Origin of the sequence: Rhodococcus sp. SBT000017 (genome assembly GCF_003688915.1) — a bacterium.
GTDB lineage: Bacteria > Actinomycetota > Actinomycetes > Mycobacteriales > Mycobacteriaceae > Rhodococcoides.
The window spans coordinates 1,924,509-1,943,844 of sequence record NZ_REFU01000001.1 but is presented as its reverse complement, the minus strand read 5'-3'; the positions used below and the strand labels follow the sequence as shown (position 1 = coordinate 1,943,844).

Genomic DNA, 19,336 nt, shown 5'->3' with positions numbered 1-19,336 from the left:
CTGGACCAGCCCACATGAAAGGTGCGACCATGGCCTCGATCGAGTACCGACTTCCGCAGGAGCGCAAGATCGTCACCGCGTTCCCCGGACCGAAGTCGTCGGCATTGGCGGAGCGCCGCAAGGCCGTCGTCGGTGCGGGCGTGGCGTCGACGCTGCCGGTGTACGTCGCCGACGCGGACGGTGGCGTCGTGGTCGATGTCGACGGGAACTCGCTGATCGACCTCGGGGCCGGAATCGCCGTGACGACAGTCGGTGCCTCGAACTCGGCAGTCGTTGCTGCAGTGCAGGATCAGGTCGCACACTTCACCCACACCTGCTTCATGATCGCGCCGTACGAGGGGTACATCGAGGTCGCCGAGAAGCTGGCCGAGTTGACGCCGGGGGATCACGACAAGCGCAGCGTCCTGTTCAACAGTGGTGCCGAGGCCGTCGAGAACGCCGTGAAGATCGCTCGTCACGCCACCGGGCGGTCTGCTGTCGTCGTGTTCGACCACGCTTACCACGGTCGTACCAATCTGACGATGGCGCTGACGTCCAAGTCGATGCCGTACAAGAGCGGGTTCGGGCCGTTCGCTCCGGAGGTCTATCGGGCGCCGATGTCCTACCCGTTCCGAGAGGGCCTGAACTCCGACGGTTCCGCGATCACTGGCGCCCAGGCTGCGGCCCGGGCGATCTCCGTCATCGAGAAGCAGGTGGGCGCAGCCGATCTCGCGGCCATTCTGATCGAGCCGATCCAGGGTGAGGGCGGCTTCATCGTGCCCGCAGAAGGATTCCTGCCGGCTCTGGCGGACTGGGCACGCGAGAACGGCGTGGTGTTCATCGCCGACGAGGTGCAGGCCGGATTCACCCGCACCGGAGCCTGGTTCGCGAGCGAGCACGAAGGCGTCGTGCCGGATCTGATCACCATGGCGAAGGGGATTGCAGGTGGCATGCCGCTGGCCGCGGTGACCGGCCGTGCCGATCTGATCGATGCCGTGCACCCCGGTGGACTCGGTGGCACCTACGGCGGCAACCCGGTGGCCTGCGCCGCGGCCATCGCATCCATCGACCAGATGGAGACACACGACCTCAACTCCCGCGCCCGCGACATCGAACGCACCGTGTTCGAGCGATTGAACGCGTTGGCGTCCGAGGTCGGCATCATCGGCGACGTGCGTGGCCGCGGAGCCATGCTCGCGATCGAGCTCGTCGTGCCGGGTGGGCGTGAGCCCAACCCGGAGGCCACCAAAGCCGTTGCGGCGGCGGCACTCGCGGCCGGGGTGATCGTGCTGACGTGCGGCACGTACGGCAACGTCATCCGGTTGCTGCCGCCCCTGGTGATCTCCGACGAGTTGCTGAGCGACGCGCTCACCGTCCTCGAAGACGCGCTGCGCACTGTGGCACAGGGGAACTGACATGTCGGCTACCGACCTGATCTCGAAGCTGCCCACCGAACTGTGGCTCGGCGGCGTGCAGTCACCGTCGGCGTCGGGTGCACGATTCGCCGTGCTGAACCCGGCGACCGGCGAGGAGTTGACCACCGTCGCCGACGCCACCGCGGCCGATGGCATCACAGCGCTCGACCTTGCCGCCGAGGCGCAGCCGGGGTGGGCCGCGACGCCCCCTCGTGAGCGAGCCGAGATTCTGCGGCGCGCCTTCGACCTGCTGCAGGAGCGTGCTGCCGACTTCGCTCTGCTGATGACACTCGAAATGGGAAAGTCGTTGGCGGAGAGCCACGGTGAAGTGAAGTACGGCAGCGAATTCCTGCGCTGGTTCGGTGAGGAGGCCGTCCGAATCGGCGGCCGGTTCACCCCTGCCCCTGCGGGCAACGGCTCGATCCTGGTCACCAAGTCTCCGGTCGGCCCGGTCCTGGCGATCACCCCGTGGAACTTTCCGCTGGCCATGGGCACACGCAAGATCGGCCCGGCCCTGGCGGCGGGCTGCACCGTCATCGTCAAACCGGCCGAGGACACCCCACTGACGATGCTGCTCCTCGGGCAGGTGTTCGCCGACGCCGGGTTGCCCCGCGGCGTGCTGTCGATACTCCCGGCCTCCGACGCCGCGTCCGTCACCGGACCATTGATGGACGATCCGAGGCTGCGGAAGATCACGTTCACCGGTTCGACCGGAGTGGGAAAGTTGTTGGTGCGCAATTCAGCCGATCGACTACTGCGGACGTCGATGGAGCTCGGCGGCAACGCCCCGTTCATCGTGTTCGACGACGCAGACGTCGACGCCGCCGTCGACGGAGCGATGCTGGCCAAGATGCGCAACGGCGGCGAGGCGTGCACGGCAGCGAATCGGCTGTACGTTGCCAACTCGGTGCGCGAGGAATTCACCGCGAAGCTGACCGAGCGAATCGAGGCGTTGACCGTCGGTCCGGGTGACCGAGACGGCACCGATATCGGACCGCTCATCAACGACAAGCAGCGTCGAACGGTCATGGCACTGGTCGACGACGCCGTCGCGAAGGGAGCCCGGGTGCGCACCGGCGGAACCGCGCCCGAGGGACCCGGCTTCTTCTACGCGCCGACGGTGCTCGACCGAATCCCGGCCGACGCGAATCTGTTGCAGGACGAAATCTTCGGGCCCGTCGCGGCGATCATCGGATTCGACACCGAGGACGAGGCCGTCGCTGCAGCCAACGACACCCGATACGGGTTGGTGGCCTACTTCTACACCGAGAGCCTCGACCGAGCCCTTCGGGTGTCGGCAGCACTGGCCACCGGCATGGTCGGGGTCAATCGCGGTGCGATCTCCGACGCCGCAGCCCCGTTCGGTGGTGTGAAGGAATCGGGCTTCGGACGCGAGGGCGGGTCGGAAGGTATCGAGGAATACCTCGAGACCAAGTACATCGCGCTTCGGTAGATCTGCACGTTTCGCTCCACTCTGTGACCGTCAGTGCGGGAATCCCCGATCGACGGCCGAGAGTGGAGCGAAGCCTGCTTGTGATCAGCTGCGAGCAGCCGCGATTCGATCCTCGGCCAGGCGATCGGCTGCTGCGCCGAGCAGGATGCCCTCGGCGCGGGCGATGGCGAAGATGCCCGTGACGGTGTCGCGGATCTTGCCGATCGTGGCCATCACTTCTTCCGAATCCTTTCCGCGCAGTTCGCCTTCCACCTGAATCAGGCCGCCGGCGTTGGCCACGTAGTCGGGTACCCAGACGATTCCGCGCGCAGCCAGCATGGCCTCGACATCGGGTGTGAGGAGTTGATTGTTCGCTGCGCCGCACACGATGGACGCCGACAACCGGGCCACCGACGAGGCATCGAGAGTGGCACCCATGGCGCACGGCGCATAGACGTCGATGTCGGCACCGATGATGTCGGATTCGACGGTGACACCGGGGAAGTCCAGGGCGATGCGGTCGAGGGCAGGCGGGTAGGAGTCGCTGACGACCACCTCGGCACCGGCCTCGCGCAGCAGTGCGACGAGGTTGTAGCCCACCTTGCCCGCGCCCTCGACGCCGACGCGCCTGCCGGTCAGATCGTCCGAGCCCCAGGTGGATTCGGCTGCGGCCAGGAGTGAGAGAAAGACGCCGAGCGCGGTCTGGGGGCCGCTGTCGCCGGTGCCGCCCGCGGTGGTGTTCTTGCCGACGACGTGCGCCGTCTCCTCGGCGATGATGTCGAGATCGTCGCTGTTGGTGCCCACATCACCTGCCGTCACGTAGGTGCCACCGAGCGATTCGACGAACCGGCCGTACGCGCCCAGAAGCGTCGGGGTCTTGATGGCGTTGGGGTTGCCGATGATCACTGCTTTGCCGCCGCCCAGATCGACACCCGCGACGGCTGCCTTGTACGTCATTCCGCGGGAGAGGCGCAGCACGTCGGTCAACGCTTGCTGCTCGGAAACGTAGGGGTAGAAGCGAGTTCCGCCGAGAGCCGGACCGAGGGCTGTGGAGTGGACCGCGATGATCGCGCGCAGACCGGTGTCGGGGTCCTGGCAGAACACGACGCGTTCGTGTGCGCAGTCGCGCGGCATGTCGGGACGATCGAAGACGCCGGTCGCGGCGGGGAAGGAATCGGACGAGGTACTCGATGCGGCGGGGTGGTCGGCAACGACGGACACAGGCGGTCTCTTTCGGTGATGAGGCGGCGGTACCGGAAATGGGTGGTATCCGGAATTCGTGTCCCCGAAGAGTGTCGTGCACGTGCACGCTGGTCAACCGCTGTTGCCGAGAATGTGCATGTTGCACGGTGCATCTCGGATCGACCTCGCCGGGATGGTCGGGCTGCTCAGCGACGACCGTCCTCGGCGAGTTGCTCGAGCAACGGCTTGGTGCGGTACTGGATCAACTCGCTCATCGCGATGGACATGTTGGTGCGCTCGACTCCGGGGATATCGAGAATGAGACCCGCGATGCGATAGAGGTCGTCGGCGTCGACGGCCGCGATGCGGATGTGCATGTCCGCTGCTCCGGACAGCCCGAACACTTCGAGCACCTCCGGGATGGTGCGAAGGTGTTGGGTCACTGCGGCGAGCGTGTGTTGATTGACCTGTGCGGTGACGAATGCCTGTAGTGGCCGCCCCAGAGACTTCGGCGGGATGCGGTGATCGATCGGCGTGAGCGATCCCTTGTCGTCCCATCGACCGAGGCGCGCCTGCACGGTGTTGCGGGACAGGCCCAAGGTGGTGGCGAGTTCGACGCCGGTGGCTCGTGGTTTGGCACACAGGGCGAGAAGGAGTCGGGCGTCGGTCTTGTCCAGATCGGTCATTGCGCACTTCCTGTAGCTCAATCTTTACCCAATATTGTGCACACTGCGCAGTTGTGAAGTCATCACTTGTGCAGGGTGGATGTCGGTGGTGTGCTTGTGAAAGACATCACACCACGACGGAGAGTGCCACGAACATGAACACCACCTCGCTGGTACAGCTGATCAAAGAATCTGGAACGGTGGTCCGCAACGAGACCTACTCGCCTCTCGTCGCCGACATCGACACGGCCGCGATGATGGAGATGTACCGCGATCTCGTGGTCGTCCGGCGCATCGACACCGAGGCGACCGCGCTCCAGCGACAGGGCGAACTGGGGTTGTGGGCACCGTTGCTCGGGCAGGAAGCGGCGCAGGTCGGTTCGGCTCGCGCGCTCGACACCGAGGACTTCGTGTTCGCCAGCTACCGCGAGCACGGGGTCGCCTACTGCCGGGGCGTCGACCCCACCCGGATGCTGCGCTTCTGGCGCGGATCGACCCTCTCCGGCTGGGACCCGTACGAATACCGCATGACGACGCCGGCGATCATCGTCGGGTCGCAGGGCCTGCACGCAACCGGGTACGCCATCGGCATGCAACTCGAGGGAGCCGAGGGCGCGGCCATCACCTACTTCGGCGACGGTGCCACCAGCCAGGGCGACATTTCCGAGGCACTCGGCTTCGCCGCGAGTTTCCACGCACCGGTGGTCTTCTTCTGCCAGAACAACCAGTGGGCCATCTCCGAACCGGTGACGGTGCAGACGAAGGCGACGATCGCCGCCCGCGGTGAGGGATACGGAATTCCGTCGGTCCGCGTCGACGGAAACGACGTCCTCGCCGTCCTGGCTGTGACCAGGGCAGCACTGGCGCGGGCGCGTGAAGGCAGCGGCCCGACGCTCATCGAGGCCGTCACCTACCGCATGGGCCCGCACACCACGTCCGACGATCCGACGCGATACCGCTCGGGTGCCACCGACGACGAATGGCGCGCCAAGGATCCGATCGATCGAATCGAGAAGCTGCTCAGGCGAATCGGCGTGTTCGACGATGCGTTCGCCGCCTCGGTGAAGCGGACGGCCGACGACGTCGCCGCCGAGCTTCGTCGCGGGTGCCTGGAGACAATCGAACCGGAAGCGATGTCGGTGTTCGACAACGTCTATGCCGATCCACACCCCCTTCTGGATGACGAGCGGGCCCAGTTCGCCTCGTACCAAGCCGGATTCGAAGGAGCCATGTCATGACCACCCTGGAACGGCCCACCAGTCTTCCGTTGGGCAAGGCCATCAATGCAGGTCTGCGACGAGCGATGGAGAACGACCCGAAAGTTCTGCTGATGGGCGAGGACATCGGCAAACTCGGCGGCGTCTTCCGCATCACCGACGGCCTGCAGAAGGACTTCGGCCCCGGTCGTGTACTCGACATGCCGCTGGCCGAATCGGGCATCATCGGCACCGCAGTCGGACTCGCGATGCGGGGATTCCGCCCGGTGTGCGAGATCCAGTTCGACGGCTTCATCTACCCGGCGTTCGACCAGATCGTCTCGCAGGTCGCCAAACTGCACTACCGTACCAGCGGCAATGTGAAGATTCCGATGACGATTCGCGTGCCCTACGGTGGCGGAATCGGTGCCGTCGAGCATCATTCGGAGTCTCCCGAGGGCTACTTCGCGCAGACCGCAGGCCTTCGTGTCGTCACCTGCAGCAATGCCGCCGACGGCTACTCGATGATTCAGCAAGCCGTCGCCAGCGACGACCCGGTGCTGTTCTTCGAACCGAAGCGCCGGTACTGGGAGAAGAGCCCGATCGATCTGGAGTCGCGCGATCTCGACGCGTCCTACCCGCTGCATCGGGCGCGGGTGGTCACCGAGGGCACCGACATCACCCTCATCGCCTACGGTCCGCTCGTTGCCACCGCCCGCAAGGCCGCCGAAGTCGCTGCCCACGAGGGAATCTCGATCGAGGTCATCGACCTGCGCTCTCTCTCGCCGATCGACTTCGAAACCATCGAGGCCTCGGTACGCAAGACCGGACGGCTGGTCGTCACGCACGAGGCCCCCGTGTTCATGGGCCTCGGCTCCGAGATCGCCGCTCGAATCTCCGAACGCTGCTTCTACAACCTCGAAGCGCCGGTGCTGCGCGTCGGCGGCTTCGGTACTCCGTACCCGGCGTCGAAGCTGGAGAAGTTCTATCTCCCCGACGTCGACCGGATTCTCGACGCAGTCGACCGCTGCCGCTCGCACTGACCTCGCGTTCACCGACCGCCGCCGATACGTACCGAACAGGATTCGACGATGCCCACCATCAAGAGCTTTCCATTGCCCGACCTCGGGGAAGGACTCACCGAAGCCGATCTGCTGACCTGGCTCGTCGCCGTCGGTGACACTATCGAGCTGAATCAGAACATCGCCGAGGTCGAGACGGCCAAGGCCGCCGTCGAACTTCCCTCACCGTTCGCGGGCGTCGTTGCTGCCCTTCATGTGTCGGAAGGTGACACCGTCGAGGTCGGGGTCCCGATCATCGACATCCGAGTCGATGGAGACACCGAGGACCCCGAAGTCGTCGTCGCCGGCACCGATGTGGACGACGCGAGTCCGGTGGAGGACAGCGAGGAACGCGTCCCGGTTCTCGTCGGCTACGGCGTGGCGAAGGAAGGATCGAGTCGACGCGGCGGCCGGGGGAGCACGCCGGTCGCTCCGACATCGAACGCGCAGAACGGAAAACCGCTGGCGGCACCGACGGTGCGAAAGATCGCCAAGGACAACGCTGTCGATCTGGCCGAGGTTCCCCCGACCGGAACTCGCGGCGACGTCACCCGCGAGGATGTCGAGTCGTATCTGCACGGAGCCGACACTGCAGGGGAGCAGGCCCCGCTACGGGTCGGTCGCGAAGAGCGCACACCGATCAAGGGGGTGCGCAAGCACACGGCGGATGCGATGGTGCGCAGTGCATTCACCGCTCCGCACGTCACCGAGTTCGTGACCGTCGACGTCACCGACACCCTCATACTGCTGGACTCCCTGCGGTCCTCGACCCACTTCGCAGACGTGCGGCTGACCCCGCTGGCTCTGGTCGCCAAGGCGGTTCTCGTTGCGCTGAAATCGAATCCGTCGCTCAACTCCTCCTGGGACGAGACGACTCAGGAGATCGTGACCAAGCACTACGTCAATCTCGGTATCGCCGCCGCGACTCCGCGCGGACTGATGGTGCCGAACATCAAGGACGCACACGAGAAGTCTCTGGTGGACATCGCCCGCGCGCTCTCGGATCTGACGCGGACGGCCAAGGAAGGCAAGAGCAGTCCGGCCGATCTCGCCGACGGCACGATCACCATCACCAACGTCGGAGTGTTCGGAGTCGACGCCGGTACGCCGATCCTCAACCCCGGCGAGGCCGCCATCCTCTGTTTCGGCTCCATTCGCCGCATGCCGTGGGAACACGAGGGCGAGATCGCACTACGGTCGGCGACGACACTGTCGCTCTCGTTCGACCATCGCCTCGTCGACGGTCAGCAAGGATCGCAGTTTCTCGCGCTCGTCGGCCGGTTGTTGAGCTCTCCGGTGGATATGATCGCGCTGGGCTGACTTCCCAGCTCGTACCGTGAGACGAAGAGGGGCGAGCGTGGCGAACGCGATCGACGCGCATTTCCTGGACCGGATCAGGGTCGCCTCGACGAGCGGGCCGGAGCTCGCCGATCCGGATCGTCTGCTGCGGTACTTCGATGCGCAGCTCGCGAGCCGGCACCTGGACTTCGCAGCCCGCTGGTTGCAGTCCGAGGGCTTCGGGTACTACACCATCGGATCGTCCGGGCACGAAGCAAATGCAGCCGTCGGTGCCGCGACGACGGTCACCGACCCGGCCCTGCTGCACTACCGCTCGGGCGGTTTCTATGCCGCACGTGCACAACAGCATTCGGGTTCGAACCCGATCCACGACGTGCTGGCCGGGTTGGTCGCCTCCACCCGCGACCCCATCTCGGGCGGACGCCACAAGGTGTTCGGGCACCCGGATCTGGGCATCGTGCCACAGACCTCCACCATCGGCTCGCAGGTTCCGCGCGCGGTCGGACTGGCGTTCGCTCTCGGTCGCGCGAAGGCGCTGCGTCATCGAACGCCGTGGCCCGAGGACGCCATCGTGGTGTGCAGCTTCGGCGATGCCTCGGCCAATCATTCGACGACGGTCGGTGCGCTCAATTCGGCTGCGTACTGTGCCCACCAGTCGATTCCGATGCCGATCCTTCTCGTCTGCGAGGACAACGGCATCGGAATCAGTACCCGGTCGCCGCGGGGCTGGATCGCGCAGTCGCTCAGCCGATTTCCGTCGATCGAGTACGTCCGAGCCGACGGGACAGACCCGGTCGCGCTGATGAGTACCGTGGACGCCGCTGTCGCCGCAGTGCGGTCGGGGCGTCGGCCGGTGATGTTGCACCTCGAGACAGTGCGGTTGATGGGCCACGCCGGATCCGACGCCGAGCTCGCGTACCGCACCAACGCAGACATCGTCGGCGACTACGCACGAGATCCGTTGCTGGCCTGCGCACGTGCGCTGATCGGGGCCGGTGTGCTCTCGGCAGCCGACGTCGAAGGTCGCTACGAGGCAGTACGCGAGACCGTGATGACCGAGGCCGAGGCGATGGTCGAGTCACTCCGGTCCGGGGCATCGTCTCGCCTGGTCACCGCGGACGCGGTGATGGCTCCGCTCACCGAACGGCGACCGATTGCCGTGGCCGCCACCGAGCAGAGCCTGCGACCGACACAGGGCGGGCCGCGTCTGACGCTCGCCGCCATGATCAACACGACGCTTGCCGACATCATGGCGGCGCGACCGGATGTCCTCGTGTTCGGCGAGGACGTGGCTGTCAAGGGCGGCGTCTACGGCGTCACGAAAGGTTTGCGCAAGAAGTTCGGCGCAGCAAGGGTTTTCGATACCCTGCTCGACGAGCAGACGGTGCTCGGCACCGCCCTCGGTACCGCGCTCGCAGGATTCGTTCCGATACCCGAGGTCCAGTATCTGGCGTACCTGCACAACGCCGAGGATCAGCTGCGCGGTGAGGCCGCGTCGCTCAAGTTCTTCTCCGATGCGCAGTTCACCAACGGGATGGTCGTGCGCATCGCCGGTCTGGCGTATCAGCGTGGTTTCGGAGGGCACTTCCACAACGACAACGCGGTTGCGGTTCTGCGCGATATTCCGGGCATCGTCGTTGCCGTTCCGAGTTCCGCTGCCGAGGCCGCCGCGCTGCTGCGGACGTGCGTGGCGCTGGCCGTGGAGGAGGGACGGGTATGCGTCTTTCTGGAGCCGGTTGCGCTGTACCACCGCGTCGATCTGGACGACGGCGACGGGGCGTTGCGGTGCGTCGACGACGCGTCGGCCGAGTTCGCGACCATCGCAACCCATTCGGACGGTGAGGATCTGGCCATCGTCACCTTCGGTAACGGGGTGGTGATGAGCAGGCGCGCCGCGTCGAGGTTGCGTGAGCGCGGCATCGGCGTGACGATCGTCGATCTGCGCTGGATCGTTCCGCTGCCGGTCGACGACCTTCTGCGCCGGCTCGAAGGCTTCGATCGAGTGTTGATCGCGGACGAGACCCGCCACGACGGGGGAGTGGGAGAAGGCGTCGTGACGGCCCTGATCGAGGGTGGCTACGCGGGTACGATCCGCCGAGTGGCGAGCAAGAATTCGTTCGTTCCGCTGGGCGCCGCAGCCGATCTCGTCCTCCTGTCGGAAGACGAGATCGTTTCTGCGGCTGCGGAGATGGTCGAATTCGGTTGACTCAGTGCACCGGCTGTACGGGAGCGACCTCGTCGAGATCCTTGCGTGCCGGGGCGCGGATGAAGAACGACGCAGCGACGGCCACCAGAGATACTGCGCCGCCGTAGAGGAACGCGGTGTGGATACCGGCCTCCGAACCGCCGACCTGGGTTGCGCCGTCGGAGATTCGGGCTGCTGCGGTGTTCGACATGACGGTGACGAACAGGGCGGTACCCGCAGCACCGGCCAACTGCTGAACAGTGTTGAAGATGGCGCTTCCGTGTGAGTACAGCTGTGTCGGAAGCGATCCCAGCGACGATGTCATCAGCGGCGTCATGATGAGAGCGAGACCCGCCGAGAGCAGCATGTGGATACCGATCACGAGCGGGAGCGCAGATTGCGCGTCCAGCACGGTCATCGACCACAGTGCGGCGCTCACCACCATCGCGCCCGGAATGACCAACGGGCGCGGACCGATTCGGTCGAAGATGCGTCCGACGAACGGCGCGAGCAGACCCATCAGCAGTCCGCCGGGGAGCAGCATCAGGCCGGTGTCGAGAGTGTCGAGTCCGCGGACGTTCTGCAGATACATCGGCAGCAGGATCAGAGCGCCGAACAGTGCCATCATCGAGATCGCGATCATACCGAGGCCGATGCTGAAGGTGGGGGTGCGGAACGGACGCATGTCCAGCAGTGCGCCGCGATCCTGGCGCGAGATCTGCCGGAGAACGAACACGACGAGGGAGATCGCACCCACCACCAGCGGCAGCCAAACCGGCACCACGGAATCCTCGGCCGAGTGTCCGAGGCTGCTCAGGCCGTAGACGATCCCGCCGAACGCCAACGCGGACAACACGACCGACGGCGGATCGAACGACGGTCGCCCGGTCTGGGTCACGTTCTTCACGAGAGTGGTCCCGATCGCGAACGCGAGGAGGGCGATCGGCAGGACGAGCCAGAACATCCAGCGCCAGTCCAGCGAATCGAGGATGATGCCCGAGATCGTCGGACCGACAGCGGGTGCCACCGCGATGACGATGGAGATCACGCCCATCATCGCGCCGCGCTTGTGGGCCGGGACGACGGTGAGCACCGTGGTCATGAGCAGCGGCAACATGATTGCCGTGCCGCTGGCCTGGGTGATGCGTCCGAGCAGGAGCAGTTCGAATCCCGGGGCCGAGGCCGCGAGCAGTGTGCCGACGGTGAACAGCGTCATCGCTGCCACGAACACCTGACGCAACGTGAATCGCTGGAACAGGAATCCGGTGATGGGGATGACCACGGCCATGGTCAGCAGGAATCCGGTGGTGAGCCACTGCGCCGTCGTCGCCGTGATGTCGAGGTCGACCATCAGGGTCGGTAGTGCCACGCTCATGATCGTCTCGTTGAGGATCATGACGAACGCCGCGATGACGAGAATGCCGATCAGTAGTTTGCTGCCCGGCGCGAGTTCGTCGCCCGACGTGGGCTCGGACATGTGGTCGGTCTCAGGTGAGGTCATCGGAAGCTTTCGAGTATGGGTTCGAAGTGCGGACTTTCGGCCCGCTCAATAGCTTGAATCATCATGACAGTGACTGTCAACTTGAATACTACTGGTAAGTTGACAGCGAGAATACGAAGGAGTGACGAGGATGACCGAACGAGCGCCCGATCTGCGAGAGCGACGTCGCCGAGACACCCAACTCGAGATCACCCGCGCCGCGCTCGACCTGTTCGAGAAGCAAGGGTGCGCCGCGACGACGGTCGACGAGATCGCGCGTCGGGCCGGGGTGTCGCCCAGCACGTTCTTCCGCAGCTTCGCGTCGAAGGAGGAGTCCGTCCTCGGAAACGACCCGGACCTGGATGTCGACCTGAACGCCTGGCTGGCGTCCACGGCACCGAAGAACATCACCATCACCGGTATCGAAGCACTCTACGAGCGATCCGTCGAACGACTTTCCTCCGCGCCGGACGAGGTGCGAGATCGCCTCCGGCGTACCCGACGGCTGATCGGCGCCGACGCGCACCTGCGTTCCGCGGCCTTCGCCCACGACGCGATGACGTTGTGCCGCGTCACCGATGCGGTAGCCGAGAGGCTCGGTGGCCACGAGCCGCGTTCCTACGCGAGACTTCTGGTCGAGGGGGCCGGGATGGTCATGCGCATCGCCTTCGACGACTGGGCCGAGCGAGTCGACGGTGGGCAGGACGCCGATCTACTGGACATCTACCGAACCACGGTGCGTGATCTACGACGCGTCGTGGCCGGCTGAGCTTGTCGATGTGAGTGGAACTTCGTAGCCCAGGTCGAGCTTTCGTGCACGTGGCGCGGAGCGCCTTTCACCAGAATCGGCCTGGCGACAGGTCCGCTTCGTCGAGTCCGCGGGCGGCCACGTCCTGTGGAAGTGGTTCTCCGCGAACGATTGTCGCGCCGACTCGGGCCAGTGCCGCACAGGTCTGGATTCCGTATCCACCCTGACCGGCGCACCAGAAGAAACCTTCGACCTTCCGATCGAAGCCCACGACCGGGGTGCGATCGGGAACGAAACTGCGCAGACCCGCCCAGGACGACCGCAAATGCCGGCCCGTCAGCGTGGTCGCCTCGGCGATGTCGTCGAACGCGCGCGCGATCTCCAATTCGTCGGGACGCGCGTCACTGGGCTCGGTGGGCGTCTCGTCAGCCGGTGAGCACAACAACTGTGCGCCATCTGGTTTGATGTAGAACTTCTCGTCCATGTCGCTCAACGTCGCCAGATTCGCGGTGTCCAGATCATCGGGCGCGGCGACCATGAACACCGACCGACGCATCGGGACGAGTCCGATCGGATCGGCACCCGCCATCTCGCCGACGACGTCCGCCCATGCGCCTGCTGCGTCGACGACGAGAGGAGCGGTGTGGACCGACCCGTCCGTGGTGTGCACGTGCCACAGTCCGTCGACGCGTCTCAGTTGTGTCACGCCTGCCCCGGTGTGGACTCGTCCACCTCGATCGCGCAGCCCCCGCACGAAGCCCTGATGCAGTGCGTGAACGTCGACCTCCATCGAATGTGGTTCGTACAGTGCACAATCGATCAGTTCGGGACGTAGCGGCGGGAAGAGCGTACGCGCGTCGGTCGGGGAGACCAATCGGGCGTCGGGTGTCAGTCGGCTGACGTCCGCGTACGTTGCCTCGAGCGCGTCACCTCGCCCGGTTGCCGCGAACTGCAGCAGCGGTCGCGGGGCGAGCAGCTCGGATCGGAAGTGCTCCGGCGGGTCGACCAGAAATGCCCGGCTGGCCGTCGTCAGTGCCCGAATGGTGCTGTTGCCGTAGGTTTCCAGGAACAGGGCGGCCGAACGTCCGGTGGTGTGGAAGGCCAGGGTCGATTCGCGCTCGAGCAGTGCGACGCGTCGGTCGCTCGCGAGTTCGTAACCGAGCGAGACACCCCCGATTCCGCCGCCGATCACGATGACGTCGGCGGAGTTCCGTTCTCGCTCGGACGTGGTCATGGATTGCTCCCGTTCGTTGCCTCTGCGGTCCACTGCGCGCCGGGGCCGATCGCCTCGTCGAAGATCAGCCAGGTTCGCGTCGACAGTATCCCGTCGAGTCCCTGCAGCTTGTCGAGCACCAGATGGCGTAGTGCCGAGGTGTCCGGAGCTCGCACCAGAACGAGTGCGTCGAAGTCGCCGCCCATGAGGCTGACGTGTTCGACGAACGGGAAGGTGCTCAGGTCGTCGGCGACGGCGCGCCAGGAATCCTGCCGAATGGACAGTGCCACATACGCCGACGCGCCGAACCCCGCTTTCTCGTAGGCGATGCGTGCGGTGAATCCCTCGATGACTCCTTCGTCGACGAGACGGTCGACGCGCACGTACGCGTGCGCCCGCGAGATATGGGTGGCCTCGGCCAGGGCGCGCATGGACATTCGGCCGTCACGGCTGAGTTCGGTGACGATGCGTCGGTCCACGTCGTCGAGCCGGTACTCGGGTCGGTGCTGTGCCATCCGTCCACTCCAGGTCGCTCGAGAAGGGTCTGCGTAGACGAATTGTCACATCCTTTCAGAAATTGAGCCATCGATCTTCGATTCGGCTCACGATTTGAATGTAGGTCCATATGGCCGCACTCTGTGTAGAACACATCGATCCGCGACGAACACGCGCAGGAGGGGTACCGCATGACCACGACCGACACGCTCGATCACGTCACGACCTCGGTCGCACGACGCGTTCGTCAGGGATACGAGGCCGACTTCGTGGAGTGGACCGATCGCGGGATGGATCTCGTCCGAACCTTTCCGGGATTTCTCGGTGGCGGTTGGCTGCGCAGTTCCGGTAATTCCAGCGATTATCACGTGCTGTATCGATTCGAGACACACGACAACCTCGACGGCTGGCTGCGCTCGGATGCCCGACGCGCGTGGCTCAGCACCGGCCGTCCCATCGCCGACGACGTTGCGACACATCGACTTTCCGGTGTGGAGGGATGGTTCGAACCGCAGTCCAACCTCACCGACGCGGTTCGAGTGATCGGTGGCCCGCCGCCGCGGTGGAAGCAGGCGATCTCTATCGGCGTTGCCTTCTATGCCGTCAGTCTGCTCGTCAACATCGTTGTGACGCCACACCTGACGGACCTGAACGTGGCTCTGCGTACCGCACTGGTGGTGATGATGTGCACGCCGCTGATGGTCTACGTGGTGATGCCGTTCGTCACCGCCCGGCTACGTCGGTGGCTGGTACCGCGCTCGTAGCATCACCTTCGATAGGGTCGAACCCATGCCCGACGCCCCGGTACACGATCAGTTCGCCCTAGACGGGGCCTGGAACTTCCGCGATCTCGGCGGCGCGCGCACCACGGACGGGGCCACGGTTCGGGCCGGATCGTTCTATCGCGCATCGGAATTGAGTGCGCTGACCGAGCACGGTCGGCGCACCGTCGCGGACCTCGGCATTCGTACGGTGTTCGACTTTCGCGGTGAGCCGGAGATAGGCCGAAGTGGCGCCGACCGAGTTCCCGAGGGGGTCCGATCGATCTCGGTGCCGTTCGACACCGTGCGGGGCGAGCGCGCCCCCCACGAAGCTCCGATCAGCGACGAGCAGAGCCAAGTGGACTACATGCTGCGGGCGTACGCCTCCTATCCGACACTCGACGGGGCGTCGTATGCCATCAAACGAGTGGTCGACGCCCTCGCCGAACGACGCGGTGGGGTTCTGGTCCACTGCGCGGCGGGTAAGGACCGAGCAGGGTGGACCGTGTCGACGGTCCTGCGGGCCGCGGGGGTCGACGAGGACGACATCGTCGCGGATTACCTGAGAAGCAACGACGCGGTGGCCCCACTGCTCGCTCACGTGCGCCGCACGTGGGCGGGAGCCGCGGAGGCGGACGGCCTACCCACCGACGCGATGTTGGGGGTCCGCGCGTCCTACCTGGAGCACGGACTGGACGTCATGAAGTCGACCCACGGCTCGTTCGAGGGATATTTGAACTACCTGGGCATCGATCGGGATCTCCGACAACGCCTGACTGCCGCCCTCGTGGAGGGCTGAGCGGTAACCTCGGGCCCATGCGCATCGGAAAGACCGCCCCGGACTTCGAGTTGCCGGACCATTCCGGCGAACTTCGTGCGCTCGCCGACCTGACCGCGTCGGGTCCGGTCGTACTGTTCTTCTACCCAGCGGCCAACAGCCCCATCTGCACGGCCGAAGCGTGTCACTTCAGGGACTTGGGCACGGAATTCGAGAGATTCGGCGCACAACGGGTGGGCATCAGTACCGACACCCGAGACCGCAACCAGCATTTCGCGCTGCAGAGGTCCTTCGACTACCCGTTGCTGTCCGATTCCGACGGTGCGGTGGCAGAGCAGTTCGGAGTGCGACGAGGCGGGTGGTTCACCCGGCGGCGTCGGCTTCGTGAGCTCGAACGCGGGCGGGCGCATGCGGCCAACCGTGGGTACCTGCGGCAGCTACTGTCCGTGAAGCGGACGACATTCGTGATCGATCGGAACCGAGTGGTGCGGATGGTGGTGCAGAGCGAACGCGGTCACGTGCATGCGACCAAGGCGTTGGAGTACCTCCGCTACCTGTCGTGACGGGCTGTTCCAGCTATTCGTTCGCGCCGCTGAACAGGGCGGTGTAGACGGCAGGCTTGGAGGTTTCGGCGTGTGCATCGGTGGACGCATCGTCGGGATGGCTGAAGAGCGCCTCGTTCTTGTCTTGGTGTTCCATTCCCCGAGCATGCCCCTGATTCGCGGCAATAGCCACTCGCCGCGCGGGCTGTCTGGGCTCCGCCGGGTGGGATACTGCTCGAGTGCCCGATGAATCCCTGTTCGACGCCCTTCGTCGTGAGCCCGACGCCGAGGCGCCCAACCTCCATGCCGTCGACGCTGCGGACCGCCTCGTCCTCGATACCGTCGACGAACTTCCCGGAATCGACAGGACCACGCCGATCGCGGTGATCGGCGACCGGTACGGAGCCCTGACCCTCGGGGCCGCGTCTCTCGGGTTCTCCGCGATACGCGTGCATCAGGACGCCGTCACCGGCGTGCGAGCGCTCGAGCTGAACGCGGCACGGGTCTCGATGTCGGGCTCCTACACCCAGCACGCACTGGGTGCCGAACTGCTCGACGGCGTCGGGATGGTGCTGATGCAATTGCCGCGCGTTCTGGCCGAACTGACCGAGATCGCCGAGCACATCGCCGCACACGCGTCGGCGGACGTCGTCGTCCTCGCGGGCGGACGAGACAAGCACATGACCCCGGCAATGAACGACGTCCTACGAAAGTCGTTCGAGACCGTCACGGCCGGCCGAGGGCGGCAGAAAGCCCGAGTGCTCACCGCACGTGGGGCGGTGGCGTCGGGCATGACGTATCCGGTGAGCAAGCGGATTGCCGATGTCGACATGACGGTGGTGGCGCACGGTGCGGTGTTCGCGGGGGCCGGCCTCGATATCGGAACTCGTTTTCTGCTCGAGTACATACCGAAGATGCTGCCGCGAGCCCGCAGTGCCGTCGATTTGGGTTGTGGCACAGGAATTCTCGCCACCGAGCTGGCTCGGACCAGGTCCGATCTCGAGGTGATCGCAACAGATCGCTCGGCGGCAGCAATCGCATCGGCAGCGGCCACTGCGGCGGCGAACGGGACGAAGATTTCGGTGATCGCCGACGACGCCATGTCGACCTTCGAATCCGAATCGGTCGATCTGGTGGTCTGCAATCCACCGTTCCACGAGGGTGCCGCGGTACACACGGGCGCGGCGAGCAAATTGTTCGCAGCCGCCGGTCGGGTGCTGCGACCGGGCGGACAGATGTGGACGGTCTACAACACGCACTTGAACTACCGGCGTGAACTGGCCGACGCGGTCGGTCCCACCGACCTCATGGGCCGCAACGGCAAGTTCACCGTCGCTCGCTCGGTACGCCCGAGCGAGCAACGATGACGGTCAGGTGACCGGGCCGCCGTCTTCGGGAGTTCCGTCGATCTGTCCCCGGTTGCGCCCGAGGTCCTCGACGAGGGTGCCCTCGACGATCTCGGCCTGACGCTGGCCTTCCGCGTAGTCGATGTCGGGATCCTCGTCGGATTCCTCGACGACGTGGTCGACGAGTTCCTCGGTCAGTTCGTCGTCGGGAGTCTCGGTGATCGGGCGGTCGAGTTCCTCCTCGACGGCGATGTCGGGTTCTTCCTCGCTGAGCTTGAGATCCAGGCTCTCGCCCTCGGCAGCCTCGCGAGCGGTGGTGCCGAAGCTGTTGGCCTCGCTCCAATGGTCGGGGGGATCGACCACGGTGTCGCCGTCGTCGTTGCGCACCTCGTCGGAGTCGACGCTTTCACTGGGGTCCAAGGTCTGGTCGGGTCCGTCTTCGATTGCCATTTCCTCATACTGCCCGTTTCGATTCGGTGTCACACACGCGGTCGTCTCCGCGTGTGTGCCCGGTACCCGGTAGAGTCCGTTTTGTCCGTCGTAGAAGTTCTCCGCTCGGGAACTTTTGTCCGGATGTCAGACGTTCTACTGATGACCGACGGGGAGATCCCCGGTGGGGATCAGAACTTACGAAGGGAAGAGACACGGTGCGCACCTCCAGCAACCCGGTGTTCCGCAACCTGCCCAAGCAGCAGGGCGGCGGATACGCCACATTCGGATCTGCGACGGCTGGAGCCTCGCAGGCCGCAACCTTCGGCCAGCATCCCGGAACGCAGGCCGACCCGTACACCACGCAGCCCGCACAGCGGGCCATGACGATCGACGACGTGGTCACCAAGACCGGCATCACCCTCGGCGTGCTGAGCGTGACGGCGATCATCTCGTACCTGCTCGTCTCAAACAACACCGACTTGGCCATCCCGTTCGTCATCGGCGGTGGCTTGATCGGCTTCGGTCTGGTCATGTTCGCGACCTTCGGCCGCAAGATGGACAACAAGGCGATCGTGCTCGCGTACGCCGCAGCCGAAGGTGTGTTCCTCGGTGCGCTGTCGCTCATGTTCACCGGCGTCGAGTTCGGTGGGGTCGGTGGATCCGCCCTCATCGGCCAGGCAGTCCTCGGTACGTTCGGCGTGTTCTTCGGCATGCTGATCGTCTACAAGACCGGTGCCATCCGCGTCACCCCGCGCTTGACCCGCATGGTCGTCGGTGCCCTCATCGGTGTCGTCGTGCTGATGCTCGGCAATCTCGTCGCCAGCTTCTTCATGGAGGACGGTTTCGGACTCCGCTCCGGCGGACCGCTGGCCATCATCTTCAGCCTCGTCTGCATCGGCATTGCCGCGTTCAGCTTCCTGCTCGACTTCGATCAGGCCGATCAGCTGATCCGCGCACAGGCTCCCGAGAAGGCAGCCTGGGGCGTCGCCCTCGGTCTGACCATCACGCTGGTCTGGCTGTACGTCGAGATCCTGCGTCTGCTGAGCTACTTCCAGAACGACTAGTGCTCACGCGAAAAGCCCCGCCACTCCATCGAAGGAGGGCGGGGCTTTTTCGTTGTGTGTCTC

Annotated in this window: 19 protein-coding genes; 12 read left to right on the top strand and 7 right to left on the bottom strand. The window is 65.4% G+C overall.

The window, feature by feature from the left end; all coding sequences use genetic code 11:
• Positions 1-29 precede the first annotated feature (29 nt).
• Positions 30-1,394, top strand: coding sequence for a 4-aminobutyrate--2-oxoglutarate transaminase (gene gabT, locus AYK61_RS08685; protein WP_121872577.1), 1,365 nt, complete (start codon positions 30-32; stop codon positions 1,392-1,394).
• A gap of 1 nt (position 1,395) precedes the next feature.
• Positions 1,396-2,847 (top strand): NAD-dependent succinate-semialdehyde dehydrogenase, encoded by a 1,452-nt coding sequence (locus AYK61_RS08680; protein ID WP_121870505.1) that lies wholly within the window; start codon positions 1,396-1,398, stop codon positions 2,845-2,847.
• Between the two features lie 84 nt (positions 2,848-2,931).
• On the opposite strand, the gene AYK61_RS08675 is transcribed toward AYK61_RS08680, so the two are convergent.
• On the bottom strand, positions 2,932-3,960 hold the full coding sequence (locus tag AYK61_RS08675) for a Glu/Leu/Phe/Val dehydrogenase (RefSeq protein ID WP_121872576.1): 1,029 nt from the start codon (positions 3,958-3,960) through the stop codon (positions 2,932-2,934).
• A 254-nt stretch (positions 3,961-4,214) separates the two neighbouring features.
• Positions 4,215-4,694, bottom strand: a complete 480-nt coding sequence (locus AYK61_RS08670) for an Lrp/AsnC family transcriptional regulator (protein ID WP_032397602.1) — start codon at positions 4,692-4,694, stop codon at positions 4,215-4,217.
• A gap of 134 nt (positions 4,695-4,828) precedes the next feature.
• Between AYK61_RS08670 and pdhA the strand changes: the two genes are divergently transcribed.
• From pdhA to AYK61_RS08650, 4 genes are read left to right on the top strand one after another with little or no spacing between them, the layout of a single operon-like run.
• A complete protein-coding gene (gene pdhA, locus AYK61_RS08665; RefSeq protein ID WP_121870504.1) occupies positions 4,829-5,911 on the top strand; it encodes a pyruvate dehydrogenase (acetyl-transferring) E1 component subunit alpha in 1,083 nt (360 codons plus the stop codon).
• On the top strand, positions 5,908-6,912 hold the full coding sequence (locus AYK61_RS08660) for an alpha-ketoacid dehydrogenase subunit beta (protein ID WP_121870503.1): 1,005 nt from the start codon (positions 5,908-5,910) through the stop codon (positions 6,910-6,912). Before pdhA ends, AYK61_RS08660 begins: the two co-directional genes overlap by 4 nt.
• 48 nt (positions 6,913-6,960) lie before the next feature.
• On the top strand, positions 6,961-8,250 hold the full coding sequence (locus AYK61_RS08655; RefSeq protein ID WP_121870502.1) for a dihydrolipoamide acetyltransferase family protein: 1,290 nt from the start codon (positions 6,961-6,963) through the stop codon (positions 8,248-8,250).
• A 37-nt stretch (positions 8,251-8,287) separates the two neighbouring features.
• Entirely contained in the window at positions 8,288-10,435 is a 2,148-nt protein-coding gene (locus AYK61_RS08650; protein ID WP_121870501.1) for a thiamine pyrophosphate-dependent enzyme, read from the top strand.
• Position 10,436: 1 nt separating this feature from the next.
• Here the strand turns inward: AYK61_RS08650 and AYK61_RS08645 are convergent, their stop codons facing one another.
• Positions 10,437-11,915: an MDR family MFS transporter gene (locus AYK61_RS08645; protein WP_121870500.1), complete on the bottom strand. Its 1,479-nt coding sequence runs from the start codon at positions 11,913-11,915 to the stop codon at positions 10,437-10,439.
• A gap of 130 nt (positions 11,916-12,045) precedes the next feature.
• On the opposite strand from AYK61_RS08645, the gene AYK61_RS08640 reads away from it, so the two are divergent.
• Positions 12,046-12,663: a TetR/AcrR family transcriptional regulator gene (locus tag AYK61_RS08640; protein ID WP_121870499.1), complete on the top strand. Its 618-nt coding sequence runs from the start codon at positions 12,046-12,048 to the stop codon at positions 12,661-12,663.
• A 67-nt stretch (positions 12,664-12,730) separates the two neighbouring features.
• Here AYK61_RS08640 and AYK61_RS08635 read toward each other — a convergent pair whose 3' ends face one another.
• A complete protein-coding gene (locus tag AYK61_RS08635) occupies positions 12,731-13,876 on the bottom strand; it encodes an FAD-binding oxidoreductase (protein WP_121870498.1) in 1,146 nt (381 codons plus the stop codon).
• Positions 13,873-14,370, bottom strand: coding sequence for an Lrp/AsnC family transcriptional regulator (locus AYK61_RS08630; protein ID WP_121870497.1), 498 nt, complete (start codon positions 14,368-14,370; stop codon positions 13,873-13,875). The genes AYK61_RS08635 and AYK61_RS08630 overlap by 4 nt, the downstream gene beginning before the upstream one ends.
• A 171-nt stretch (positions 14,371-14,541) precedes the next feature.
• Here AYK61_RS08630 and AYK61_RS08625 point away from each other — a divergent pair, with 171 nt between their 5' ends.
• From AYK61_RS08625 to AYK61_RS08615, 3 genes are read left to right on the top strand one after another with little or no spacing between them, the layout of a single operon-like run.
• Complete coding sequence (locus AYK61_RS08625) at positions 14,542-15,114, top strand: antibiotic biosynthesis monooxygenase (RefSeq protein WP_121870496.1); 573 nt, start codon at positions 14,542-14,544, stop codon at positions 15,112-15,114.
• A gap of 25 nt (positions 15,115-15,139) precedes the next feature.
• Positions 15,140-15,910, top strand: a complete 771-nt coding sequence (locus AYK61_RS08620; RefSeq protein ID WP_121870495.1) for a tyrosine-protein phosphatase — start codon at positions 15,140-15,142, stop codon at positions 15,908-15,910.
• A gap of 17 nt (positions 15,911-15,927) precedes the next feature.
• Complete coding sequence (locus tag AYK61_RS08615; protein ID WP_121870494.1) at positions 15,928-16,452, top strand: peroxiredoxin; 525 nt, start codon at positions 15,928-15,930, stop codon at positions 16,450-16,452.
• A 13-nt stretch (positions 16,453-16,465) separates the two neighbouring features.
• Here AYK61_RS08615 and AYK61_RS27755 read toward each other — a convergent pair whose 3' ends face one another.
• Positions 16,466-16,588, bottom strand: a complete 123-nt coding sequence (locus AYK61_RS27755) for a hypothetical protein (RefSeq protein ID WP_259467969.1) — start codon at positions 16,586-16,588, stop codon at positions 16,466-16,468.
• An 82-nt stretch (positions 16,589-16,670) separates the two neighbouring features.
• Here AYK61_RS27755 and AYK61_RS08610 point away from each other — a divergent pair, with 82 nt between their 5' ends.
• Positions 16,671-17,798, top strand: coding sequence for a methyltransferase (locus AYK61_RS08610; RefSeq protein WP_121870493.1), 1,128 nt, complete (start codon positions 16,671-16,673; stop codon positions 17,796-17,798).
• 3 nt (positions 17,799-17,801) lie between these two features.
• Here AYK61_RS08610 and AYK61_RS08605 read toward each other — a convergent pair whose 3' ends face one another.
• The gene (locus tag AYK61_RS08605) at positions 17,802-18,227 is read right to left on the bottom strand and encodes a hypothetical protein (RefSeq protein WP_068051629.1); all 426 of its coding nucleotides are present in this window, start codon (positions 18,225-18,227) and stop codon (positions 17,802-17,804) included.
• Positions 18,228-18,424: 197 nt separating this feature from the next.
• Between AYK61_RS08605 and AYK61_RS08600 the strand changes: the two genes are divergently transcribed.
• On the top strand, positions 18,425-19,273 hold the full coding sequence (locus AYK61_RS08600; RefSeq protein WP_032404782.1) for a Bax inhibitor-1/YccA family protein: 849 nt from the start codon (positions 18,425-18,427) through the stop codon (positions 19,271-19,273).
• The last annotated feature ends 63 nt before the right edge of the window (positions 19,274-19,336 follow it).